Source organism: Pseudonocardia oroxyli (assembly GCF_900102195.1).
Taxonomy (GTDB): domain Bacteria; phylum Actinomycetota; class Actinomycetes; order Mycobacteriales; family Pseudonocardiaceae; genus Pseudonocardia; species Pseudonocardia oroxyli.
Window position 1 is genome coordinate 188,657 of sequence record NZ_FNBE01000008.1, and the last position, 23,405, is coordinate 212,061.

Annotated in this window: 24 protein-coding genes and 1 tRNA gene; 8 read left to right on the forward strand and 17 right to left on the reverse strand. The window is 69.8% G+C overall.

Annotation, left to right across the window (positions count from 1 at the left end; translation table 11 throughout):
* Positions 1-227 precede the first annotated feature (227 nt).
* Positions 228-301 (forward strand) — tRNA-Met (locus BLS43_RS14305).
* 81 nt (positions 302-382) lie between these two features.
* Here the strand turns inward: BLS43_RS14305 and BLS43_RS14310 are convergent.
* The 8 genes from BLS43_RS14310 to BLS43_RS14345 all read right to left on the reverse strand — a co-directional run bounded on the left by BLS43_RS14310 (position 383) and on the right by BLS43_RS14345 (position 6,052).
* Positions 383-1,738 (reverse strand): site-specific integrase, encoded by a 1,356-nt coding sequence (locus BLS43_RS14310; RefSeq protein ID WP_093084044.1) that lies wholly within the window; start codon positions 1,736-1,738, stop codon positions 383-385.
* On the reverse strand, positions 1,735-1,938 hold the full coding sequence (locus tag BLS43_RS14315; protein ID WP_093084046.1) for a helix-turn-helix domain-containing protein: 204 nt from the start codon (positions 1,936-1,938) through the stop codon (positions 1,735-1,737). Before BLS43_RS14315 ends, BLS43_RS14310 begins: the two co-directional genes overlap by 4 nt.
* Positions 1,935-3,284, reverse strand: a complete 1,350-nt coding sequence (locus BLS43_RS14320) for a replication initiator (protein ID WP_093084319.1) — start codon at positions 3,282-3,284, stop codon at positions 1,935-1,937. Before BLS43_RS14320 ends, BLS43_RS14315 begins: the two co-directional genes overlap by 4 nt.
* Positions 3,281-3,496 carry a hypothetical protein gene (locus tag BLS43_RS14325; RefSeq protein ID WP_093084049.1) on the reverse strand — a complete coding sequence of 72 codons (216 nt, stop codon included), beginning with the start codon at positions 3,494-3,496 and terminating at the stop codon, positions 3,281-3,283. The genes BLS43_RS14320 and BLS43_RS14325 overlap by 4 nt, the downstream gene beginning before the upstream one ends.
* Positions 3,496-4,923, reverse strand: coding sequence for an FtsK/SpoIIIE domain-containing protein (locus BLS43_RS14330; RefSeq protein ID WP_093084052.1), 1,428 nt, complete (start codon positions 4,921-4,923; stop codon positions 3,496-3,498). The genes BLS43_RS14325 and BLS43_RS14330 overlap by 1 nt, the downstream gene beginning before the upstream one ends.
* Before the next feature lie 2 nt (positions 4,924-4,925).
* Positions 4,926-5,129: a hypothetical protein gene (locus BLS43_RS14335; RefSeq protein WP_093084056.1), complete on the reverse strand. Its 204-nt coding sequence runs from the start codon at positions 5,127-5,129 to the stop codon at positions 4,926-4,928.
* A 303-nt stretch (positions 5,130-5,432) separates the two neighbouring features.
* Entirely contained in the window at positions 5,433-5,678 is a 246-nt protein-coding gene (locus BLS43_RS14340) for a hypothetical protein (protein ID WP_093084059.1), read from the reverse strand.
* The gene (locus BLS43_RS14345; protein WP_093084062.1) at positions 5,678-6,052 is read right to left on the reverse strand and encodes a hypothetical protein; all 375 of its coding nucleotides are present in this window, start codon (positions 6,050-6,052) and stop codon (positions 5,678-5,680) included. Before BLS43_RS14345 ends, BLS43_RS14340 begins: the two co-directional genes overlap by 1 nt.
* Positions 6,053-6,204: 152 nt before the next feature.
* Here BLS43_RS14345 and BLS43_RS14350 point away from each other — a divergent pair, with 152 nt between their 5' ends.
* From BLS43_RS14350 to BLS43_RS14375, 6 genes are all read left to right on the forward strand, one after another.
* Positions 6,205-7,050 carry a winged helix-turn-helix domain-containing protein gene (locus BLS43_RS14350; protein WP_093084065.1) on the forward strand — a complete coding sequence of 282 codons (846 nt, stop codon included), beginning with the start codon at positions 6,205-6,207 and terminating at the stop codon, positions 7,048-7,050.
* Positions 7,047-7,724: an HAD family hydrolase gene (locus BLS43_RS14355; RefSeq protein ID WP_143030049.1), complete on the forward strand. Its 678-nt coding sequence runs from the start codon at positions 7,047-7,049 to the stop codon at positions 7,722-7,724. The genes BLS43_RS14350 and BLS43_RS14355 overlap by 4 nt, the downstream gene beginning before the upstream one ends.
* Positions 7,725-7,835: 111 nt before the next feature.
* Positions 7,836-8,513 carry an SMI1/KNR4 family protein gene (locus tag BLS43_RS14360; RefSeq protein ID WP_093084071.1) on the forward strand — a complete coding sequence of 226 codons (678 nt, stop codon included), beginning with the start codon at positions 7,836-7,838 and terminating at the stop codon, positions 8,511-8,513.
* Positions 8,514-8,808: 295 nt separating this feature from the next.
* Entirely contained in the window at positions 8,809-10,638 is a 1,830-nt protein-coding gene (locus tag BLS43_RS14365; protein ID WP_093084074.1) for an ATP-dependent nuclease, read from the forward strand.
* Positions 10,635-11,678 (forward strand): DNA cytosine methyltransferase, encoded by a 1,044-nt coding sequence (locus tag BLS43_RS32020; RefSeq protein ID WP_093084077.1) that lies wholly within the window; start codon positions 10,635-10,637, stop codon positions 11,676-11,678. The genes BLS43_RS14365 and BLS43_RS32020 overlap by 4 nt, the downstream gene beginning before the upstream one ends.
* A 531-nt stretch (positions 11,679-12,209) precedes the next feature.
* On the forward strand, positions 12,210-12,767 hold the full coding sequence (locus tag BLS43_RS14375; protein ID WP_093084080.1) for a dihydrofolate reductase family protein: 558 nt from the start codon (positions 12,210-12,212) through the stop codon (positions 12,765-12,767).
* A gap of 113 nt (positions 12,768-12,880) precedes the next feature.
* On the opposite strand, the gene BLS43_RS14380 is transcribed toward BLS43_RS14375, so the two are convergent.
* The 8 genes from BLS43_RS14380 to BLS43_RS14415 form a co-directional block, all read right to left on the reverse strand.
* Entirely contained in the window at positions 12,881-13,810 is a 930-nt protein-coding gene (locus BLS43_RS14380; protein ID WP_093084083.1) for an AraC-like ligand-binding domain-containing protein, read from the reverse strand.
* 38 nt (positions 13,811-13,848) lie between these two features.
* A complete protein-coding gene (locus BLS43_RS14385) occupies positions 13,849-14,325 on the reverse strand; it encodes a CBS domain-containing protein (protein WP_093084086.1) in 477 nt (158 codons plus the stop codon).
* A complete protein-coding gene (locus tag BLS43_RS14390; RefSeq protein WP_093084089.1) occupies positions 14,315-15,277 on the reverse strand; it encodes an NAD(P)/FAD-dependent oxidoreductase in 963 nt (320 codons plus the stop codon). The genes BLS43_RS14385 and BLS43_RS14390 overlap by 11 nt, the downstream gene beginning before the upstream one ends.
* On the reverse strand, positions 15,274-15,585 hold the full coding sequence (gene fdxA, locus BLS43_RS14395) for a ferredoxin (RefSeq protein WP_093084092.1): 312 nt from the start codon (positions 15,583-15,585) through the stop codon (positions 15,274-15,276). Before fdxA ends, BLS43_RS14390 begins: the two co-directional genes overlap by 4 nt.
* Before the next feature lies 1 nt (position 15,586).
* Positions 15,587-17,719 (reverse strand): molybdopterin-containing oxidoreductase family protein, encoded by a 2,133-nt coding sequence (locus BLS43_RS14400; protein WP_093084095.1) that lies wholly within the window; start codon positions 17,717-17,719, stop codon positions 15,587-15,589.
* A gap of 184 nt (positions 17,720-17,903) precedes the next feature.
* The gene (gene katG, locus BLS43_RS14405) at positions 17,904-20,081 is read right to left on the reverse strand and encodes a catalase/peroxidase HPI (RefSeq protein WP_093084097.1); all 2,178 of its coding nucleotides are present in this window, start codon (positions 20,079-20,081) and stop codon (positions 17,904-17,906) included.
* Positions 20,074-20,532, reverse strand: coding sequence for a Fur family transcriptional regulator (locus tag BLS43_RS14410; RefSeq protein ID WP_093084100.1), 459 nt, complete (start codon positions 20,530-20,532; stop codon positions 20,074-20,076). The genes katG and BLS43_RS14410 overlap by 8 nt, the downstream gene beginning before the upstream one ends.
* A 67-nt stretch (positions 20,533-20,599) precedes the next feature.
* The gene (locus tag BLS43_RS14415) at positions 20,600-21,415 is read right to left on the reverse strand and encodes a class II aldolase/adducin family protein (RefSeq protein WP_093084322.1); all 816 of its coding nucleotides are present in this window, start codon (positions 21,413-21,415) and stop codon (positions 20,600-20,602) included.
* Between the two features lie 226 nt (positions 21,416-21,641).
* Between BLS43_RS14415 and BLS43_RS14420 the strand changes: the two genes are divergently transcribed.
* The gene (locus BLS43_RS14420; RefSeq protein ID WP_093084325.1) at positions 21,642-22,481 is read left to right on the forward strand and encodes a methyltransferase; all 840 of its coding nucleotides are present in this window, start codon (positions 21,642-21,644) and stop codon (positions 22,479-22,481) included.
* On the opposite strand, the gene BLS43_RS14425 is transcribed toward BLS43_RS14420, so the two are convergent.
* Entirely contained in the window at positions 22,478-23,383 is a 906-nt protein-coding gene (locus BLS43_RS14425; RefSeq protein WP_093084103.1) for an adenosine deaminase family protein, read from the reverse strand. The two genes, BLS43_RS14420 and BLS43_RS14425, sit on opposite strands and share 4 nt — an antisense overlap.
* Positions 23,384-23,405 lie beyond the last annotated feature (22 nt).

Sequence of the window (23,405 nt, forward strand, 5' to 3'; positions counted from 1 at the left end):
CCCGACGGGCGGTCCCGGGTTTCCGGGGCCGCCCGTCGGTCGTCTGTGAGGAGGGACACCGAAGTCCCTGTCTGCGCCCGTGACCTGCGATTATCGAAGGTCGCGCGCATCGTCGCAGGTCAGGGCCTCGGACCCGCGGGGGACCCCCCGTGCACGCGGTGTTCGCGGGCGTGTAATGTTCCTGGCACAAGAGAAAAACACGCGGCACACAGAACGACAGCCGCTGGCGCGGGGTGGAGCAGCTCGGTAGCTCGCTGGGCTCATAACCCAGAGGTCGTAGGTTCGAATCCTACCCCCGCTACAAAGGTCAGAAGGCCCCCGGAGAGATCCGGGGGCCTTCTGCGTTGGCGTTTGTGACCAGATTTGTGACCAGCAGGCCCGCTCAGGGCTGCTCTTCGCTGAGGCGCTGGCGGATCAGCTTGGCCACCAGCTCGGCGGCTTCGCGGTCGTGGCCGGTGGAGCGGTGGCCGTAGATCTGCACGGTGATCCCCTCGCGTGCGTGGCCGATGCGGTCGCTGACGATCTTGGAGTGCACGCCGCTGTCCAGCGAGAGCGTGGCGTAGGTGTGCCGGACGTCGTGCAGCCTGATCCGTCGCACTCCGGCCAGGTCGACCAGCCGGTTGAAGCGCCGGGTGATCGTGTCGGCGTGGAGCATCCGACCGTCCTCGTAGCGCAGGAGCTTCCGGTGGGAGGTGTCGTAGCCCGTCCCGAACGCTTCGGCCTCCGCGTCGAGCATCGCCAGGTAGCCGCGGAGCAGCTCGACCGTGAAGGCGTCCAGCGAGATCATCCGCACGCCGCTGGCTGACTTCCCGTCCGAGTCGACGGTCTGGCCTGCCACGACCACGCGCGTGTCCTCGATCGTCAGCGTCGCGTCGTCGAGGTCGAGCAGGTCGCGATCCACACCGGCCAGCTCGGAGCGGCGCATCCCGGTCGTCGCGGCCAGGAGCCACACGGCGGCGAAGCGGTCCGACAGCGCGAGCCGCAGCCATGCCGTCAGCTCGTCGACGGTCCAGGGCGTCGGACGGGTCCGCGTGGTTCGCTTCTGGCGCGGGAGCCGAGCGTGCACCGCGGGGTTGGAGACCAAGTAGTCCCAGGCCACCGCGTCCGAGAACGCCCGGTGCAGCATCCGGTGGACGTTCTTGACGGTCTTCGGCGCGAGACCGGCCGACGTCTCGACAGGGACCCGACCACGCCGGAAGCGCAGCACCGCGGCCCTGGCAGCGTGGATCGTGACCCCGCACGCCTCGACGAGATCCGCGGGCGCCGGCCCCAGGCCCTCGCGCTGGTCGCGGCGTTCCGACCAGTAGAGGTACATGGCCGTGTTCTTGTCGACCTTGACCCGGCCCTCGGCCAGAAGCCGCTGGTAGAGCAGGTTGAGGACCGGCACCGTGACGTCCTGCAGCCGCCGATCGCCGATGATCGGGTCGACGTACGCCCTGATGTAGTCCGCGTAGTTCTGCCGGGTCGTCGGCTTGATCGACTCCTCGACAGAAGCCAGCCAGTCGGCCATGAAGCTGCGCACGGTCCGACGAGCCGGGGCGACCGCGCGGCCGGTCCCGTGGCGCTGCTTGGAGGCGACCGCGGACTCCCACGCGTCGTCCTCGGTCTCGAAGCCGCCCTTGTTCTCCCGCTGCCGCTTGCCGGTCAGCGGGTCCGGTTCGAGTTCGAGGCGGTAGTGCCAGCGGGAGCCCCGCCGGCTGACGGTGATGCCCGCGATGGGCGCAGCGCGCTTCGTCATGCCGCCACGCCCTCGACCATCGCGAGCAGTCGCGAGGTGACGACGTAGACCCGCCCGCCGAGACGTCGGGTGGGCAGCTCACCCGCGGCGGCGTAGCGGTAGGCGGAGGCGCGGCTGATCCCCAGCAGCTCGGCCGCACGGGGCACGGAGAGCAACGCGGGCAGCGGTGCGCGGTCGGTCGTGCTCGGCGTGGCGCTCATGGCGCGGTCCTCTCACTGGTGGGCGGGCGGCTACTGCGTCGGTCGTCGCGGACTCGTTCGGCGTGGGCGAGGGCGAGTTCTCGGTCGGTGTCGGTGTGGTGGCCGATGCCGACGAGGTGCCAGTCGTTGATGACGATCACGGGTTCGTCGGTGGGGTGGCCCAGCTCGGCGAGCTGCTCGGTGAGTCGCCAGGCCCGACGCTCACCGCGGATGGTGCGGAAGGTGGTGGAGTAGGCGCGGCTCTTGGTGAGGAAGTGGCCGCGGAAGCCGAGCATGTGGGCCCATTTGCGCAGGTTCAGCTCCGCGTACTGGGTGAGCCCGCCGAGGTGCCAGGCGGTCTCGATGAGCCGGCGGTGGTGCTCGGCGAGGGTCATGCGCTCGAGGTGGGCGAGCGAGCGGATCGGGCGGTCCGGGTGGCCGTCGCTCTTGCCCGTGCCCTTGGTGGCGTACTTGGCGATGTAGCCGGCGAGGCGTGAGTCGGTGATCTCGCCGGCCTCATCGGTGACGGCATCGTGAGCGGTGGGGGTGATCTCGCGCAGGTCGAGCTGCGTACCCCAGCGGAGCGCGAGCGTGGTCCCGTCGGGTCGGGCGATGTCGAGGACCGTCGCGGCGGCGGCCTCTCGGACGGCGTCGTTGAGCGACTCTGCGCTGATCCCAGCGGGTGGGTGGTCGGTGGGACCTTCCGGTCCGTCGAGGCGGATGGCGGCGTGGAAGTGCACCAGGCCGCGCCGTTGGTACTCGGCGACCTTGGCGTAGGACAGGCGGGCGACTTGCCCGAAGCGTCGGCCGGAGACGCCGAGGCGGGCGGCGAGGGCGCGTCGCAGAGCGATGGCGAAGCGGGCCCAGAGCTTCCCGGCGTGGGCCTGCCAGAGGATCGCGGCGGTGTAGTCGTAGGTGTCGTGGTCGACGGCCCCGCCGATGTTCGGGTCGTTGGCCTGGTGGTGGCGCCCGCACGAGCAGGGGATGACACGGCCGCGGGCGGTGAGCCGTCGAGTGTGGACCGGACCGAACGACGGCGCCGTGAGCGTGAGGAATGCGCGCGGTCGATCGGTGACCGACGCGGGGACCCCGCGTTCCTGTCCGGCGAGTCCGGCGCGGATGAGGTGGAAGGCGTCGGCGGCGTAGCGGTCGGAGCAGGCGGGGCAGACGGTGTCGCGGCGGTTCCCGCACGGCGCCCAGACCTCGCCGGAGCGCTGGGCCAGGACCTCTCCGCCGGTCGTGGTGATGGTGGAGGAGCCGCGCAGCCGGACCGGGTGTGCGCAGCCGCCGGTGGCTTCCATCCGGGCCCGCCAGGCGGGGTAGTCGAAGGCGCGCAGCCGCGACGTGAGGTCGAGGTCGTGGCTCATCGGGTCCACCACCACGTGTAGCGGGCCTCGTAGCCCCACTCAGCGGCGAGGGCGCGGGTCGTCTGGCACTCGACCAGGACGGCGCCGACGACAGCGGCCCAGAACCAGCCGGAGCCAGTGCCGAGCACGAGCCAGAGGACTCCGAGGGCGGTGGCGAGGGCGAGGGTGACGCGTAGCCAGGTCGCGGCGGCCCATCCGGTGACGGCCCACATCACGCGGCCTCCCCGTCGATCGCGCGCAGCTCCGGAGGGGCAGCCGGTGCGCACCGGGCGACGAGCTCGTCGATCTCGGCGTCGGTGACCAGGCAGGCGCGGAAGCGGATCGGGAGCCGTGAGCGCTGGTCGATGACGTAGCCGATCCCGGCGTGGTCGTCGCCGCCGGGGATCTCGTCGGCGAGTGCTCCGCGTTCGCGGGCTCCGTCGCCGAGGATCATGTCGACGTGGCTGGCGGCGGTGACGCCGAGGCAGATCCGCGTGGTGAACAGGTCCCGGACATCGACGACGTCCTTGGTCGGCTCCTGCACATAGCCCAGTACCGAGGTGAGGCAGGCGCGGCCCTGAGTCAGGATCTCCGCGAGCAGGCGGAGGGCTTCGCGGACGTCGGCGCGTTCGCCGTAGGCGGTGAGCATCGCCATCTCGTCGATGATCACCACGTCCAGCGGGGTCGCCGGGCTGACGTCGAGACGGCGCAAGCCCTTCTCAGCCATGAGTCGCTGACGCGCTTTCATCTCGTCGCGAACGTCCGTAAGGAGAGCGATCGCTTCGGCTGCGGTGGTGGCGTGGCGGTGGAACAGCGGGAGGCCGCGGCGGGTCTCGGCGCCGCCCTTGAGGTCGATGACGTGCACCCGCACCAGCCCTTCGCGGATGGTGGGGCCCATGGCGCGCAGCGGGGACCAGATCAGCGAGCCCTTCCCCGAGCCCGATGCACCCGCCACCGCGATGTGACGGCCGGGCACTCCGAGATTCAAGGGGTGGCCGTACTCGTCCTCCCCGATCGGGAGCGCGCCCAGGTCGACCGACTCCGCTGACAAGGGGATCGCGGGGGCGGGGATCGGGAACCGGAACGGCATCTCCCGCTCGACGACGACGGTGAGCACCCCGGGCCGGTGCCGAGCGACGGCGACCCGATGTGCGCGCAGGGCGTCGGCGAGGGGCTCGGTGCGGCCGGTCCAGAGCGTGAGGTCCTGCCCGCGGGTCAGGCGCACGCGCAGCGTGTCGAGGGTGGGCGTGGCGGAGCGGACGCGGAGCACGCGCGGGGCGGTGATGTGTCCTGTGTGGTGGTTGGTCTGGGCCAGGCCGCAGTCGGCCAACAGGGACGACCAGCGGCGGCCGCGGTAGGTCGTCCAGCGACGCCATGTGGCGCGCAAGGCGGGTGCGGCCCAGCGGTCGAAGGAGGGCGGGTGCAGCCGTCCCCAGACCACGACCACGAGGACGACCGCACCGACGCCGATCGCGGTCGGGAGCGCACCGAGGAGCACAGCGACGGCGACCAGGGCGCCGGGGACGAGCGCGAACAGCGGGTGGCGGACGAGCCAGGCGACACCGCGGAACTCGCCGCCCACGCGGCGGGAGGAGTGCCGGACGGTGTCGTGGCGGGCGCGGTGGTGGCTCAGCGATGGGCGGTTAGTCGGTCGAGCCATGGTCAGACTCCCTTGCGGATGGCGAGCTGGGCGAGGCGGAGTCCTTCGGCGACTCCGGCGCGCCAGGCCTGCTCGGTGGGGATCTCCGGGGTGGTGGTGTGCAGGAATCGGCGGCGCTCGCGGTCGAGCCGGCGCACGAGGCGACCGACGCCGTTAGCTGGCTGGCGGACCCGGCCGTGACTGGCGCGGGCGGTGGTCAGAGACATGACGGCTCCTTGGGAGTGGTTGCGGCACAGGGGGTTCCGGTGCCGTGGCAGGTCGGGCACTCGCCCGCGGTGCAGGCGGGACAGTCGCGTCCGTCCCCGGCGCCGGGATGGGTGTCGGGGGTGGTGCCGTAGCCCTGGCAGGTGTCGCAGGAGCCGGAGCCGGTGCAGTCGGGACAGGTGCTCATCGGGGGCCTTCCTGGTGGGTGGGCCTGTTTTCGGGCAGGGGGCAGCCACTGCGGAATTGCTGGCGATTTCGCCGATCAGAAAGGGGGTCGGCTGCCCCGTGCCTGACGGGGGCGGCGGTCAGGCCGCGGTCGTACTGGTGGTGCTGCGTGCGGTTTCGAGCTGGGTGACGACCTCGGCGAGGACATCGCGCAGGCGGACGAGGTCGCCGTGGTGGCCGAACACGGTCACGTGCGCGTCGGAGCCGTCGATGCGGACCGTGGCGCGGTCCTGCTCGGGGTAGAGGCGGGTGGCGAAGCGCGTGGTCTCGTAGACATGCACACCGACCTCCACATGCGTGGTGGGCAGCCACTCGGGGCGGCTCATCACTTGTCTCCGCTCGGGCGGGGCGCGGGGGCGTGCTTGATGCCCATCGCCCGCCAGGCGAGTCCGGCGTTGACCCGTCCGGCGGTCTCGATCTGGTACGGGGAGACGCGGGCGTCGAGCAGCTCGACCCGGACGTCCTCGCCGAAGTCGGGGCCGGGGTCGGTCCCCAGCGTCACCTTGATCTCCTCACCCTTCGGGGCGCGCTCACCGGGCTTGACCCGCAGCTTCGCGAACAACGACACCGTGAACTGGGTTGCGCCGTCCCGGTCGGTGACGGGCGTCTGGGCGCCGTTGGCGTCCTCGCGCATCTTCGGTGCGGGCGGCTCGACGACGGTGAGCTTGTAGCCGCCGAGGTTGACGGGGATGTCTCGCACTGGTGCTCCTTGGTCGAAGTGTGCCCCAGGCTCGGGGCGTGTCTCGACCGTAGCATGTGCCGCCTGTGCGACTTAGTCATGTTGGGCAACTATCGACATAGTCCACCCAGGTGGCCTAGTCAGCCTATGCGGGGGCACGTAGGGTGAGCGGTATGCAGGACTTGGATCCCGACGACCCGCGCCCGCCGTATCGGCAGGTGGCGAGCGCTCTACGTGCAGCGATCCTGACACGTTCGCTCAAGCCTGGTGAGAAGCTGCCGTCCGGCCCTGAGCTGGCCAAGCGCTACGGCGTCGCCCGCATGACCGCACAGCAGGCCATCCGCGTGTTGCGCGAGGAGGGGCTCGTCGTCTCCCGGCAGGGGAGCGGGGTGTTCGTGCGCGAGCGCACCGAGCGTCCCGTCGGGCTCCGTCCGCACATCGAGCGCGCGTTCGAGGCCGAGAAGGTCACCATCGACTTCGCCGGGTTCTCCGGCGAGACCCTGCACGGCGCGATGTCCGAGCCGCTCGACAAGATCCGCGCCGGCCAGGTGCGCCCCGAGTCGATCCGGGTCCGGATCCTGGTCCCGGACCCAGCGCAGCCGTGGACGCTCCCGGCGACGGTCGACGGGCTCGCGGACAGCCCGGCGTTCCGGGCGCGGGCGACCGGGATCATGCAGCGCCACACCGAGGCCGTCGTCGAGGCGGTCAACGAGCTCGGCGAGCTCGGGCTCGTCGCCGACGCCGCCGCAGAGGTGCGGGTCGCGCCCGCGGTGCCGCTGTTCAAGCTCTACGTGATCAACGATGCCGAGGTGTTCTTCGGCTACTACCCGGTCCAGGAACACACGGTGAAGCTCGACGGCGACCAGGTCCCCATGTGGGACCTCATGGGCAAGGACGCGACGCTGTTCCACCACAGCGCCGACAGCGACCCCGACACCCTCGCCTCCCAGTACGTCGCCCAGTCGAAGATGTGGTTCGACAGCGTGTGGGGCAGCGTCGCGCGCCCGTTCACCCGGTGACGCTCGCTCAGCTCCTCGAGGAGCGCCGACACGTCCTGCTCGACTTCGACGGCCCGGTCTGCGCAGTGTTCGGCATACGAGGGAGTGCGCATGCCGCTGACGCGGTGCGCCGGGCACTCGGGGCCACAGCCTGGCGCGAGATGGGCGACGACACCGCCAGCTACAGCGACGACCCGTTTGACGTCCTCCGCTACGCCTGGGTGCGACTCGACCGCCAGAAGGCCGATGCCGCCGAGCGGGCTCTCACCGCCTACGAAATCCGCGCTGTGGCCGGTCTGTCCCTGACCGAAGGTGTCGCGGAGGCCATCGACTCGCTGCGAGCGAGCGAGCACACGGTCACCATCGTCAGCAACAATTCGGAGCAGGCCATCCGCGCGTTCATCGACGCGCACGCTCTGGCCGAGCAGATCGACGGCGTAGTCGGAAGAACCCGCGCCCGAGCCCAGGACCTCAAGCCCGAGCCCTTCCTGCTCGACCGGGCACTCGAACAGCTCGCCGCGAAGCCGGCCGACGCCGTCCTCGTGGGCGACTCGATCACCGACGTCCAAGCAGCCCGAGCCGCCGGAACCGCAGCCATCGCCTACGCCAACAAGCCCGGCAAAGACCGAGCCCTCCGCTCCTTCGAACCCGACGCCCTGATCAAGTCCATGGCCGAGATCGCCCACGCTGCGTAACTGCCGACCGCAAGATCAACGCGAGCACACCTAGGCATCGTGATCCGAAGGGTCGCTCTCCGTGCAACTCTGACGTGAGCCAGGCGCTTGTGCGAGATCTATAGTCGGCTCGTGTCGGCTGTCGCAGAGGCCATGGAGTCGATCATCGCGTGGTGCATTCGGTACGCGCCGGAGACTGCGACGAGGCTGCGGCCGCCTGCGACGAGAGCGGAGATCGACCGCGCCCAGGCCGCTGTCGGGGTGCCATGGCCGGACGATCTTGTCGAGCTGTACGAGAGCATGGACGGAACCGAAGGCGCATGGCTCTGGCCGGGCGCGGCACCGCTGTCAACGGCGGCTCTCGTCGAGACGTGGAACTCCAGGCAGAGATCGTCCGCGATCGTCCGTCGTGACCACGCGCGGCAACTGGCCGCCAGGCCCGACTGGGAGATCGCCGCTGAGCAGAACCTGCGAGCCATGGCAGGGCTCAACGGCCCGCCCGAGGACCCCTACGACGTCGACCGGCACGAAGCCCAGCCAGCCGGTACCCCTGCCGGGATCTTCATCCGATCCTTCCTGCCCATCGCCAACGACGGCTCAGGCGGACATCTCATCGTCGATCTCCGCGACGGCGACGAGCGGGGCTCGATCAAGTACTTCGACAAGGTCGACGCCGACACCGGATCGCGCTGGTGGCAGTCGGTGGAGCACCTCGTCACTGATGTCGCCGACGGTCTTCAGCATGGACGGATGGTGCAGCCCTACTGGACGGCCGAGGTGGAGGACGGGCACCTGAACTGGGAGATCTGAGTCCCGCTGCCACGACCGCCGGGCTCGCCGAGCCAGAGGAACCCTTTTGGTCGAGGAGCAGCAGACTGGCGCCAGTTCGCGTCATCTAGCTCCACGGACTCGACGTCAGGCCGCGGGGTTCAGACTTTCTCTACCTGATCAAGACGGCGGCTGCGCCGCCGCTGCTTGCGGCGCTGCGGCCTCCGGCCGTTCGCCGCGCAGCGCTGCCCGACGGGCGGCGAGCCCTGGTGTCAGCGCTCCACGCCAGCGGCCAGATCGTCCCTGGCATGTCGATCTTTCTTCGGGGGGACGTGGGGTGAGCGGGCAGGATCCGCTGCGGAGCCTGCTCGATGCGGGTCTTCTTGAGCCGTACGTGAGACACATTCGTTTCCCCCTCATGCGAAATCTAGCAGAGAAGACTCGGATAGACTTCTCATATCCGATCACTGCGCTAGTTGGACCTAACGGTACAAATAAGACCGCAATACTACGTGCGCTTCAAGGGTGTCCCGACTATGAGAATCTCGGCAACTATTGGTTCTCAACAAACCTGGACATAATTCAGCCCAATAGTCGCCACCGTTTCATTCATGGCTACCTAGCCCTCTCTCAGGGCCGGGTTGTCGAGGCTATTAAGTCTAGGATTGAGAAGGGAACGCGTACGCGGTCTAAGGACGATGTTAGTCAGGAAGCGCGTGCGGTGCGCGTAAATCCAGACTATTTCGAGCCTTCTAGGCCAATTCTTGGCGACGATATGGAGAGGATGCCCAAGTCGGTCGAGGGCATACCTGAGCGGACTCGGACCAGGTGGAAGGCAATCCAGAAGGGGGTCGTCTATCTAGACTTCCGCTCCGAATTGTCTGCCTTCGATAAGTATTGGTTCCACTCGCCGTACAGTAGCCGAGTGCCCACGCTATCGGCTAAGAAGGACTTCATTCGAAGGCGCTCTGTCAAGCTCGCCGATGCCGTCAATGGCAAGATGAATGAGTATGTCTTCGCTCGGAAGAATCGGGTCATCGAGGCGGCGTCAGACCTTGACTCCGTGCATATCCGCGCTATATCAACAATACTCGGGCGCGAGTATGCTGGTGTAAGGACAATCCGGCACTCATTCTTTGGGGTCGACGGGTTCACCGTTGTATTGCGGACCGGGGATCTCTACTATAGCGAAGCTTTCGCCGGTAGTGGCGAGTTCGCTGTCGTAATGCTCGTGAAGGCAATCCTGGGTGCGGACGACGGATCGCTCGTTCTACTGGATGAACCTGAGACCTCTCTTCACCCCGGGGCTCAGAGGAATCTAATGGCCTTTCTTCGGGAGCAAGTCAAGCTGAAGAAACTCCAAGTAGTCCTGTCGACACATGCGCCAGAGATCGTCTCCGATCTGCCTCCTGACGCGATTAAGGTCTTGCAGGTTCGGGCATCAGACGGACGGGTTCAGTTAGTTGGTCAAGAATCTGACGCCAATGAAGCGTTCTTTCGTCTGGGCTCTCGGGCTGGTTCGGACTACGCGGTATTCGTTGAAGACGAACTAGCAGCTGCCATTGTCCGTAAGGCAATCCGTCCGCTCGGCTCGGCCGTATTCTCGATGGTTTCTGTTGCGGTCCTTCCAGGCGGCGCTGGCGGAATTCAAACCAAGTTCGTGCCGTCGTTCGCTCAATCTGATCGAGATCGGTGTCTTGTGCTGCTTGACGGGGACCAGCGTCCCGATCGCTTGGCGATCGAGGTGCTTGACGCACTCGACGGTGACGTGGTCGATGTCGTCGAGCAGGTCCTTGGGGGAAAGCCTCAACTTGCGGTAAGCGGTTCACGAGGTGCTGCGGCCCAAGAGGAGAAGGTCAAGGAGAGTCGGCGCCTTCTAAATTGGATTGCAAACCACGTCGACTACTTGCCGGGATCCTCGCCGGAGGGTCTGCTGGCCAATTTAGTTGGGGCGCAGATTCCGTTATCCGCCGCTGAGGCGAAGACATACTGGGTCCAGGCCGCAGAGGTATCGCTCGGTAGGTGCGAGTGGGAGACGGTCAGCGCTCGGGAGATCCTGAACCATCAGGATCGCGAGCTGGCCGCGGTCTCCGACAATCACGTCGACCTCGTCCAGATTCGGGAACGCATCCGTACACTCATTGCAGCGGGCGGTGTGTCCAATTGAGCATCTCGGTAGTTGACTTCTTCTCTGGTTGCGGTGGCACGAGCCTTGGCTTGCGCGCATCTGGTATGTCGATAGTTGCCGGTATTGACAACGATTGCGACGCCGCAAACACGTACCGACTCAACTTTTCGGAAGCGCACTTCTTTGAGAAGGACATCTGTGAGATGTCTACGGCCGAACTGGGGGCAATCCTGCCTCCGGGTGAAACGCTTTTTGCAGGTTGTGCGCCCTGCCAACCGTTTTCTCGTCAGAATCGAGAGAAGAAGACTGAAGACTCAAGACGACGCCTGCTCGGGGAGTTTCAGCGCTTCGTTGTTGACCTAAAGCCTACGCACGTCGTTGTTGAGAATGTTCCAGGCCTCCAGCGACTGGGCCGAGATGGCCCTTTGGCTGCATTCGTTCAGACGCTTGAGGAAATGGGCTACCGAGTCGTCTCCGGCATCCTCCATGCGTCTCATTTTGGAGTGCCTCAAAGGCGAACAAGGTTTGTTCTGGTCGCATCGCTGATTCACGAGCGTGCGAAGCTGCCAAAGTCTACCCATGGCCCAGGCAAGAAGCCTGTGTCGACAGTGCGAGACTGGATGGCAAACCTGAGTCCCCTAGAGGCCGGGGGAGTGGATCCAATGGATCCGGATCACTGCTCTATGTCGGTCAGCGCTACCAATATGCGTAGACTCAAGGCTACGCCTGAAGGTGGCGGGCGGGAGTCTTGGAGTGCTGATCTTCTGCTTGCGTGCCATTCCGACCACAAGGGGCACACGGATGTGTATGGCCGACTAGCATGGGATCGTCCAGCAGCCGCGATGACAACTAGATGTTTGAGCTATTCTAATGGACGATTCGGTCATCCAGTCGAGGATCGGGCAATTAGTGTTAGAGAGGCTGCATGCTTGCAGACCTTTCCGAGAGACTTTCGGTTCACTGGGAACATTACTTCTAGGGGGCGTCAGGTCGGCAATGCTGTCCCTCCTCTTTTGTCTGAGGCTATCGGTAAGGTGTTCGGGTTGAGTTCTAATGCGTCGGCGGAAACGCTGTTCTAGTTGTTTGAGTTGCCCTCGCCGGGCGGGCAGATCAACAGGATGGCGGCCCGTGCCATCCCGACGACCTCCCGGAGGGCTACCACCCGGCCACCCGTGGGCGGAGCGTGCGTAGGTCGGCCGGCGGTGGCGTCGAGGGTCGCCCACGGGCGTCCGGGCGGTCGGGCACAGCCAGGTCGACGGGATGGCACTCAGCAGGCAGGAGAGTGCAGCCAGCGCCGGGCTGTGACCAGATCTGTGACCACGACGCGGCGAGACGGCTGATCCGCGGTGCGGTGAGCTGAGACGGCGCGGGACCGTCGGCGCTGGTCAGGGCGAAATTCAGGCCACTCGTGAGACGCCCAGAGACCTACTGCTCCCGACTCATAACCCAGAGGTCGTAGGTTCGAATCCTACCCCCGCTACTGCTCGAGAGGCCCCCAGGACATCGTCCTGGGGGCCTCTCGCCTGTCCGGGGGTTTCGTTCCCCGCTCCACCGATGAGCCCGCTGCGCTCGGACGGTCTGCCGTTCGAGATCACGACCCGGGGAGTGGCATGGGCATCGTCCGCTACGGCATGAACACCTCCCTCGACGGTTTCGTCGAGGACGCATCCGGCGGCTTCGGCTGGTCCGTGCCGGACGACGAGGTGCACCTCGCCGCGAACGCGCAGGCCGAGGAGACCGCGGCGTTCCTGTTCGGGCGCCGGATGTTCGAGATCATGGACGAGTTCTGGTCGGCCCCCGAGCGTGCCGACGGGCCCGAGGTCGAGGCGAGGTTCGCCCGGGCTTACGTGGCGACGCCCCGGATCGTCTTCTCCGACACCCTCACCGCGGTTCCGGACGGCTGTCGGCTGGTCCGCAGCGGCGACGCGGTGGCGGAGGTGCGGCGGCTCAGGGCGAAGACCGACGGGATCCTCGGCCTGGCCGGGGCCACGCTGGCCGCGTCCCTGGCCGACCAGATCGACGAGCTCGTGCCCTTCGTGGTGCCGACGGTCGTCGGCGGCGGGAAGCCGTTCCTGCCGCCGGGTCGCGCGTTCGCGCTGAGCCTGGTCGAGCACCGGGTGTTCGCGGCGTCGGGCTGGGCGATGCTGCGCTACCGGGTGACGCGGTAGCGCAGCGACCCACGGGGGCCCTGACGCCTGGGCGGCCCAAGCACCACGGAGCGACGGTGGGGCCGTCCGAGCGTCACTCCGCCGACCCCGACCCGCCTCGCGGAGGAGGACGGTCAGATCTGCGCCTGCCGGTGCTCGCGGGGCGAACAGCCGAACCGGCTGCGGAAGGCCCGGCTGAACGTGGCCGGGTCCGGCATGCCCCATCGGGCGCCGATCGCGCCGATCGAGAGGTGCGGCGTGCGCAGGTCGGCCCACGCCCCCTGCAGCCGCTGCTCGCGGATCGAGCCCGCGACGGACTCGTCGGCGTCGGCGAAGATCTTGTGCAGGTAGCTCACCGAGATCGCGCAGGCGGCGGCGACCCGAGCGGGGTCGAGGTCGGGGTCGCCGAGATGCGCTGTGATGTAGGCGCGGGCGCGCACGAGGTGCAGGTTCGGTGCGCCGTCGGGCACCCGGCTGCGGACGAGCGCCACGAACAGGTCCCCGATGGTGCGTGCCAGAGCGGCCTCGCCCGCCTCGGGCAGCTCGTCCGCGACCGCGCGGTCCAACGACGACAGCAGCGGCGGCAGGAGCGCGCCGACCCCGCGCCTGCCGTCGAAGGTGATCGCGGTCGAGGCGGCCATCTCGGCGGCCGAGAGGGGCAGGTCCCGCTTGGGGTGCAGGCAGACCGAGTACTCGAAGCTGTCGCTGGTGGCGAAGGTGAACGGGCGGCTGGAGTCGTACAGCACGAACTCGCCCGGGCCGATGACGGCCTCGCGCCCGTCCTGCACGACGAGGGTGCGCCCCCGCCGGGCGAGTGCGATCTGCAGGTAGTCCTCGTCCGCGCGGCGGACCTGCCCCTCGGTCCGCACGAACGTGTGCGGCACCGAGGAGATCCGGCGCAGGTGGGTGTCCGCGACGTTCGCCGCGGTGACCCGCCCGGTGACGAGCCCCCCGGGCGTGGGCGTGACGTCCAGGGCGACGAAGTTGTCGCAGACGGTCGACCGCCAGAAGTCCAGGCGATCGTTCTCCGCCACGGCGGAGGTGTCGATCGTGACCAGGGCCATCACGACACCGTGCCACGCTCAGGTCACCGGCGCGTTGCCTACAGGTGAGTTTCCCCTGTTCGGACCTGCCGGGCGCGGACCCCGGCGTCGGAGCAGAACCCCGCGCCGGAGCGCTTGAAGCAGAGCAGCCCGAGCAGCCTCCCGTGCCCGTCGACGACGGCGAGCCTGCGCCGCCCGCTCGCGCGCAGCGCGTCCCGGGCGGCGAACAGGTCGGCGTCCGGGCCCACGGTCCGACCCGCCAGCCCGCCGACGTGGCGGACCGGCGCGCCTGCGGGCCGCCCGGGCAGGTCCGCCCGTTCGACGACGGCGAGGAGCGTCCCGTCCTCGACGACCAGCAGGGCGTGCACGTGGTCGTCGGCGAACGCCGCCCGCGCCTGCCCGACGGTGGTGGCGGGCCCGCACGTCTTGGGTGCGTGGAGCATCGCCGCCGCCACCGGGACCGGCTCGCCCCACGCGGGCAGCCTGCCGTAGGCGTGGTCGGTGACGAGCGCGCGAGACACGTCCCTAGGCCGCATCGCTCGAGTGTCCCGGAACGACGGGCAGATCGGGGCGGACGAGCGGCACGAGATTGTTGACCGCCAGCGCGGCCTCCCCGAACCCGACCGAGATCAGCTTGACCTTGCCCTCGAAGTCCGTGACGTCGCCTGCCGCGAACACCCGCGGCAGGTTGGTCCGCATGGACCGGTCGACGGCCACGGCCCGCCTGCCGAGCTCGATCCCCCAGGAGGACAGGGCCGCGAGGTCGGCCTTGAACCCCAGCGCGGCGACGATCTCGTCCACCGCGAGCGTCTCGACGCCTGCGGGTCCCTCGACGTCGACCTCCGCGACCCGGTCGGGGCCGCGGACGTCGAGCACCTCGTACGGGGTGAGGATCCGCACCGACGAGGCCTCCAGCTCCTTCACGCTGCGCTCGTGCGCCCGGAAGGCGGTGCGCCGGTGGACGAGGGTGACCGAGGCGGCGATCGGCGCCAGGCACAGCGCCCAGTCGACCGCGGAGTCGCCGCCGCCGACGATCAGCACGTGCCGGTCGGCGAGCTCCGCGGGCCGGGGCACCGCGTAGCGCAGGCCCCGGCCCGCGAAGTCGCCCCCCGCGGGGAGCGGACGCGGAGTGAACCGGCCCATGCCGCCGGTCACCAGCAGCGCGCCGGCCTCGATCCGGGCGCCGCGGTCGGTCTCGAGCACCACCCCGTCGGGCCCGTGCTCGAGCCCGACGGCGTGATGGCCCAGCAGGTAGGTCGGGTCGGCGGTGGCGGCCTGGTCGACCAGCGAGTCGACCAGGTCCTGGGCGCGGACCCGGGGGAAGCCCGCGACGTCGAACACGGGCTTCTCCGGGTAGAGCACCGACATCTGCCCGCCGAGCTGGTCCAGCGCGTCCACCACGGCCACCGAGAGCCCGCGGAACCCGGCGTAGTAGGTGGCGTAGAGGCCCGCCGGACCCGCCCCGACGACGGCCAGGTCGACCTTCATCGCGGCCTCCGCTGCGCCACCAGGAGATGGTCGGGCACCGGGTCGGCGTCCTCGCCCCCGCCGGACAGCCCGTTCGACCGGACGGTGACGGCGTTGGCCTCGACGAACGCCGCCTGCTCGGCGGGCACCTTGTACTCCCAGTGGATCGCGTCGCTGGGGCAGGCGGGCATGCACTTGCCGCAGTCGACGCACTCGTCGGGGTGGATGTACATCATCCGGTCGCCCGGGTAGATGCAGTCCACCGGGCACTCCTCCATGCAGGAGCGGTCCTGGACGTCGATGCAGGCCTCGGTGACGACGTAGGCCATGTCAGGCGATCTCCACGTCGACGAGGGTGTCCGAGAACGTGGGCGCGTTGCCCAGGTCCCCGAACACGGTCGGGTTGACGGTCGCGAGCGTCGCGGAGGCCTTGGAGTTCTTCCGCCAGCCGCCCATCGGGCTCACGACGACCCCGCGCGGCACCGTGTCCTGCACGGTGGCGACCACGGTGAACGTGCCGCGGTCGTTGAACACCCTGACCGGGGCTCCCTCTTCGATGCCGCGGGAGGCGGCGTCGTCGGGGTGGATGACGAGGCTGTGCTCGCTCGCCACCTGGCGGTGGAAGTCGTGGTTGCCGAAGCTGGAGTTCAGGAACGCGTGCGACTTCGGGGTCAGCAGGTTGAGCGGGTAGCGCGCGGCGAGCTCGGGGTTCGTGGCGGCGGACTCGCGGGGCGCGATGTAGTGCGGCAGCGGGTCCACGGGCTGGCCGGGCTGGTGGTCGTTGGAGCCCTGGCGGAACAGCGGGACCACGAAGTTGCCGCCCGCCGCGGCGGCGGACACGAACTCCGCCTTGCCCGACGGCGTCGGGAAGTTCCCCTCCGCGTGCGGGGCGTACTCGTCGGGGCCGGGGACGGTGAGCCGCTGCCAGCCCTTCTCCTTCAGCGACTCGACGGTGATCCCCTCCATGTTCGGGTGGGACCAGTCGAACGCCTCGGCGATCATCTCCTCGTCGGTGCGCTGGAAGACGGGGTCGTCGAAGCCCATCGCGGCGGCCAGCCTGCGGAACAGCTCGGTGTTGGGCACGGCCTCGCCGAGCGCCTCGATCGCCTGGTGGTTGTAGGTGATGTAGAGGTGCCCCCAGCTGAACATGATGTCCGACTGCTCGAGCTGGGTGGTGGCGGGCAGGACGATGTCGGCGTAGTCCGCGGTGTCGGTCATGAACTGCTCGGACACCACCGTGAACAGGTCCTCGCGCTTGAGTCCCTCGATGAGCCGGTCCTGGTCGGGGGTGGTGACGACCGGGTTGGAGTTGTAGACCATCAGCGCCTTGAGCGGCGGGCCCTCCGGGAGGTCACCGGCCAGCGCGGCGCCGAGGGTGTACTGGTTGATCACCCGCGTGCCGGGGGTCAGCATCTCCGGGTGCATGAACGCACCCCAGTTCACCGGGAAGGCCCAGAGCGGGAGCTGCAGGATCCCGCCGCCCGGCTTGCGCCAGGCGCCGACCAGGCCCGGCAGGCAGGACAGGGCGCGGACGGTCTGTCCGCCGCCGGCGTGCCGCTCGACGGCGACCCCGATCCGGATGACCGACGGCTGCGCGGTCGCGTACTCGCGGGCCAGCGTGCGGATCGTCTCGGCGGGCACGCCGGTCTCGGTCTCCGCCCACTCCGGGGTGTAGCGCTCGACCCGCTCCGCGAACTCGGGGAAACCGACGGTGTACCGGTCGATGTAGTCCTGGTCGGTGAGCCCCTCGGCGATGATCACGTGCGCCATGGACAGCGCCAGCGCGCCGTCGGTGCCGGGGCGGATCGCGATGTGCTGGTCCGCGGCGGCCGCGGTGCGCGAGCGGATCGGGTCGACGACGACGACCTTCGCGCCGTTCTTCCGCGCCTTGGCGATGTAGGGCCACAGGTGCAGGTTGGTGCTCATGATGTTGCAGGCCCACACCAGGATGAACTTCGAGTGGACCAGGCTCTCCGGGTCCACTCCCGCGGTGTCGCCGATGGTCATGGCGTAGGCGGTGCAGGAGCCGGAGTCGCAGTAGGTGCGTTCGGCGACCGTGGCGCCGAGCTTGGCGAAGAAGGGGTCGCCGACGTTGAGGCCGTTGAGGATGCCCTGGGTGCCGAGGTAGCTGACCGGCATGATCGCCTCGGGCCCGTGCTCGGCCGCGATGGCGGTGAACTTCTCGGCGATCTCGGCGACCGCCGCCTCCCAGGTGATGCGCTCGAAGCGACCGCTGCCCTTGGGCCCGGTGCGGCGCAGCGGGAACAGCACGCGCCCGGGGTCGTAGACGCGGTCCAGGTAGTTGTTGACCTTCACGCAGAGCCCGCCGTTGGTGTACGGGTGGTCCGGGTCGCCCGCGACGTTCACCGCCCGCCCGTTCTCGTCGACGTTCACGAGCATGGCGCAGGTGTCCGGGCAGTCCTGGGGACAGGCGGCCCGGACCGTGGTGGTGGCGGCGGTCATGGGGAACTCCTCCGTGGTGGGGCGGCGTCAGGGGTCGATCCTGGCGGAGGAGGTGCGCCGCGGGCTTGGCGCAGCGGTCAGAGTTCTTGGCGTTGCGTGCACGGGTCCGTCCCCGGGGCGGCCGCCGCCTGACACGACGCGGCCCCCGGGAGCACCGCTCCCGGGGGCCGCGTCGGTCGGACGATCAGACGTCGTAGCGGTCCGCGTCCATCACCTTGGCGAAGGCCGCGACGAAGTCCGCGACGAACTTGTCCTTGGCGTCGTCCGAGGCGTAGACCTCGGCGAGCGCCCGCAGCTCGGAGTTCGAGCCGAAGACCAGGTCGGCGCGGGTGCCGGTGTACTTCACCGCACCGTCGACGTAGCCCTCGAACAGGTCCTCGTCACCGGTGGAGTGCCACTCCACGTCCATGTCCAGCAGGGTGACGAAGAAGTCGTTCGTCAGCGTGCCGACCCGGTCGGTGAACACCCCGGCCGTCGAGCCGCCGGAGTTGGCGCCCAGCACGCGCAGGCCGCCGACCAGCACCGTCATCTCCGGGGCGGTGAGGCCGAGCAGGTTCGCCTTGTCGACGAGCAGGTACTCGCCGGGCAGGCGGTGGCCCTTGCCGCGGTAGTTGCGGAAGCCGTCGACCGTGGGCTCGAGGTGGCTGAAGGAGTCGACGTCCGTCTTCTCCTGCGTGGCGTCGGTGCGGCCCGGGGTGAACGGGACCGACACCCCGGAGGCCTTCTCGACCGCCGCGACGCCACCGAGGACGACGAGGTCGGCGAAGGAGACCTTGCCGTCCGCGGCCTGGATGCCCTCCAGCACGCGGACGACCTGGGCGAGGTCGTCCGGGTCGTTCGCCTCCCAGCCGCGCTGCGGCTCGAGGCGGATGCGGCCGCCGTTGGCGCCGCCGCGCTTGTCGCTGATCCGGAAGGACGAGGCCGCGGCCCAGGCGGTCTTGACCAGCTGCGACACGGTGAGGCCGGAGTCGAGGATCTTCGCCTTGAGGGCGGCGACCTCGGCGTCGGTCAGCGTGTAGTCACCGCGCGCGGGGACCGGGTCCTGCCAGATCAGCTCCTCCTGCGGGACCCAGGCGCCGAGGTAGCGCTGCTTCGGGCCCATGTCGCGGTGGGTGAGCTTGTACCAGGCCCGGGCGAACGCGTCCGCGAACTCGGCCGGGTTCTCGTGGAAACGGCGCGAGATGGGCTCGTAGATCGGGTCGAACCGCAGCGCCAGGTCCGTGGTGAGCATGGTGGGCTTGCGCTTCGGGTCGCCCTCCTGCGGACCGGGGATGGTCGCCTCGGCGTCCTTCGCGACCCACTGGTTGGCGCCGGCGGGGCTCTTCTCGAGCTCCCACTCGTAGCCGAACAGGTTGTCGAAGAAGCCGTTGCTCCACTTCGTCGGGGTGGAGGTCCAGGTGACCTCGAGGCCGGAGGTGATCGCGTCCCGGCCGACGCCCGAGTTGTACGAGCCCTTCCAGCCGAAGCCCTGCTGCTCGATCGGGGCGCCCTCGGGCTCCGGGCCGACGAACTCGTCCGCGTCCGCCGCGCCGTGGGTCTTGCCGAGGGTGTGGCCGCCCGCGATGAGGGCGACGGTCTCCTCGTCGTTCATCGCCATGCGGCCGAAGGTCTCGCGGATGTCGCGGGCCGCGGCGACCGGGTCCGGCACGCCGTTGGGGCCCTCCGGGTTGACGTAGATCAGACCCATCTGGACGGCGCCGAGCGGCTTCTCCAGCTCGCGGTCACCGGTGTAGCGCTCGTCCCCCAGCCAGGTGCGCTCCGGGCCCCAGTAGACGTCCTCGTCCGGCTCCCACACGTCCGCCCGGCCGCCGGCGAAGCCGAAGGTCTTCAGCCCCGCGGTGTCCAGCGCGCGGTTGCCCGCGAAGATCATGAGGTCGGCCCAGGAGATCTTCTGGCCCCACTTCTTCTTGACCGGCCACAGCAGTCGACGGGCCTTGTCCAGGTTCCCGTTGTCCGGCCAGCTGTTCAGCGGCGCGAAGCGCTGCATGCCCGCGCCCGCACCCCCGCGGCCGTCGTCCACGCGGTAGGTGCCCGCGCTGTGCCACGCCATGCGGATGAACAGACCGGCGTAGCTGCCGAAGTCCGCGGGCCACCAGTCCTTGGAGTCGGTGAGGACGTGGTCGACGTCCTTCGCGAGCTCGTCGAGGTCGACCGAGAGGAAGGCCTCGCTGTAGTCGAACCCGGGGAGCGGGTTGGCCTCGGCCGGGTGCTTGCGGAGGATCTTCAGGTTGAGCTGGTTCGGCCACCAGTCGGTGTTGCTCGCGCTCTCGGTGGGGTGACCGAGACGGCCGGCGTGGACGGGGCAGCCTGCGGCGCCCGTCTCGTTCATCTCGCCGACTTCGGCGTTCGGGTGCTCAGACACGGGAAGTTCCTTCCGGGTTCACTGAGGTGGTGGTGGCCGCGCACGCTGGGCAGAGTCCCCAGTAGACGACCTCGGCCTCGTCGATGGCGAAGCCGTGGTCGTCGTCCGCGGTGAGGCAGGGAGCGGATCCGACGGCGCAGTCGACGTCGGCGATGGCTCCACACGACCGGCACACCACGTGGTGGTGGTTGTCCCCGACGCGCGCCTCGTAGCGCGCGAGCGACCCGCTCGGTTGGATGCAGCGCACCAGGCCCGCCGCGGTCAACGCGCGGAGCACGTCGTAGACGGCCTGGTGGGACACCTCGCCGAGGGAGTCGCGGACGGCCGTGATGAGCGTGGCCGTGTCGGCGTGGGGGCGGTCGTGCACAGCGGACAGCACCGCCACCCGGGGCCGCGTCACACGTAGTGCGGCTCCGCGCAGCAGGCTCTCGAGATCCGCTGTCGTCGGCACCCGCCCACCCTGGCGGAAGAACTGGAACCAGTCAAGAAAGCGTCTCAGTACGAGACGCCCCGTTCGATCAGTCGAACAGGTCCGGGTCCGTGCGGACGATCTCGTCCCACAGCGGCTGGAAGGCGAACCAGCCCGAGTAGTGCCCGCCCGTCTGCTCGCGGGTGAAGCGGGCGTTCTCCGGGTCGATCAGGTGCGGCGTGCCCGCGGCCTCGGCCAAGAGCTGGGCCTGGCAGTTGCGCTCGGTGGAGATGAACCACCACGCCGCCTCGGCGACGGTGTGCCCGACGGCGAAGATCCCGTGGTTGCGGTGGAAGCACATCGCGTTCCGGCCGAGGCCCGCGGCGAGCAGGCGCCCCGCCTCCGCGTCGACCACGACCGCGCCGCCGCCCTCGGTCACCACGGTGTGGTTCTCGTAGAGGGCGCACGCGTCCTGGGTGATCGGGTCCAGCACCCGGCCCAGGGAGGACCACGCCTTGCCGTAGACCGAGTGCGCGTGGGCCGCGGCCACGACGTCCGGACGCGCCTCGTGGACCGCGGAGTGGATCACGAAGCCCGCCCGGTTGACGGGCCTGGTCCCGTGCACCACTCGTCCGGAGTGGTCGACGCAGAGCAGGTCGGACACCCGGATGTGGCGGAAGGACATGCCGAACGGGTTGACCCAGAACAGGTCCGGGTCCTCCGGGTCGCGCACCGTGATGTGGCCCGCGACCCCCTCGCCGAACCCGAACCGGCCGAAGATGCGGAAGGCGCCCGCGAGCTGCTGCTTGCGGTGCTCGCGCTCCTGCTCGGCGGTCGCGAACACCGGAGGCTGGGGCAGGGCGATGCCCTCCTGGTCCGGCTCGAAGGCGGTCATGTCGGTCTGGGGCGTCGTCGGCGCAGCCATGGTTCGACGGTGCGCCGTCGCGGCGGCGCCGTCAACCGGGACCGACCGGCGCAGCCCCACCGCCTCTCGTCGCTCGGACGGGCGAACGTCACAACTCGGACACAACGGGCTGTGACGATCGGGGCCCCACGAGGCAGGGAGGGCGAGGAGAACCATGGCGGTGGTGGCGACGAGCGGACCCCGGGCACTGCTCCGGCGATGGCACCGGCGGCGGCCGGAACCGTCGATGCTGGACCTGATCCAGGGGCACCGCATCGCGGCGGCGATTCACGTCGCGGCCCGTCTCGGCATCGCGGACGTGCTGGCCGCGGGCCCGCGCACGCCGGGGGAGATCGCGCTGCGGGTGGACGCGGACCCGGACGGCGTGCGCAGGCTGCTGCGCGCGCTCGCCGCGGCCGAGATCTTCGCGGTCCGACCGGACGGGCGCTACGAGCTGACCCCGCCGGCGGACACGCTGCGTGCCGATCACCCGGAGTCGCTGCGCCCGGCGGCCCTGTTCTGGGGCGGCCCGCCGCAGTGGGAGAACTGGGGCACGCTGCTGGACGTCGTGCGCGAGGGCGCCCCCGTGCTCCCGGCGCCGCAGGGCGGGGACGAGCCCGTCGGGCCGCCGGAGCCGGTCGTGGCCGCCTACGACTTCACCGGGACCGGCACGGTGGTGGAGGTCGGCGGCCGCGGCGAGCTGCTCGCCGCCGTGCTCCGGGCCGCGCCGCACGCCCGCGGCACGCTGCACGACCCGGCCGAGGGACCGCTGCCCGCGGACGCGGACTGCTACCTGCTGAAGAACGTCCTGCACGACCACCCCGAGGCGCCCGCGCTGCGGATCCTGCGCGGCGTCCGGGAGGCGATCGCGCCCCACGGGCGGCTGCTGGTCGTCGAGGCGGTGCTCCCGGAGGGCAACACCCCGCACCCGGCGAAGATGACCGACCTGGAGAAGCTGCTGACCGTGGGCGGGCGCGAGCGCACCGAACGGGACCATCGCGCCCTGCTCGCCCAGGCGGGCTTCGAGCTGGCCCGGATCATCCCCACCGCCTCCCCGCTGTCGATCCTCGTGGCCCTGCCGGCCTAACGCAGCGCAGCCCGCAGGGAGGCCAGGGCGAGGCCCTCCAGCTCGCCGTCCGAGGCCCCGTACACGTCTCTGACCAGCGCGTACTCGTCGACGAGGGAGTGCCCGGTGACGTCCGGGACGTCGGTGTTGAGGGTGACGACGAGCCCGGCCTCGATCATCCGGGGCAGCGGGTGCGCGCCGGAGGGGACCAGGCCCAGGGCGGTGTTGGACGACGGGCACACCTCCAGCGGGACCCGCCGGTCGCGCAGCTCCGCGACGAGCTCGCGGTCCTCGAGCACCCGCAGGCCGTGCCCGATCCGCACCGCACGGCCGGGCCCGAGCGCCTCCCGCACGCTCTCGGGCCCCGCCGTCTCGCCCGCGTGGTGGACCATCGTGATGCCGCTGCCGGCGATCACGCCCGCGAACGGCGCCAGCGGATGGGCCTCGTCCCCCGCCAGCCCAACGGCGCGGACCTCGGGCCGGGACCCGGCCAGGGCCACGGTGCGGGCGAAGCGGGCGACCGACCGCCGTCGGGAGTGGTCGAGGATCACCGCGAACGTCGTCCCGGTGCGGGCGGCGGCCTCGCGGAGGCCGGTGAGCAGCGCGTCGAGCGGCATCTCGGGCTCGCCCAGGCGCTCGCCGTGCGAGGCCGCCGTGAAGGTGACGTCGACGTGCACGGTGCCCTGCGCCGCCTCGTCCTCGATCAGCTCGCGTCCGATCCGGGTGAAGTCCGCGGGTTCGCGCAGGCAGGCGCGGGTCCGTGCGTTGTGGTCGGCGAAGTCCCGGAACCCGGTGAACGCGCGTCGGCGTGGCCCGAGCTCCAGCCCGTGCCGGGCGGCGAACTCGGCCAGCGTCGCGGGCCGGACCGTGCTCTCCGCGTGCACGTGCAGGTGGGCCTTGGGGAGGAGCCGCAGATCGAGCACGGGGCCATCGTGCAACGATCGA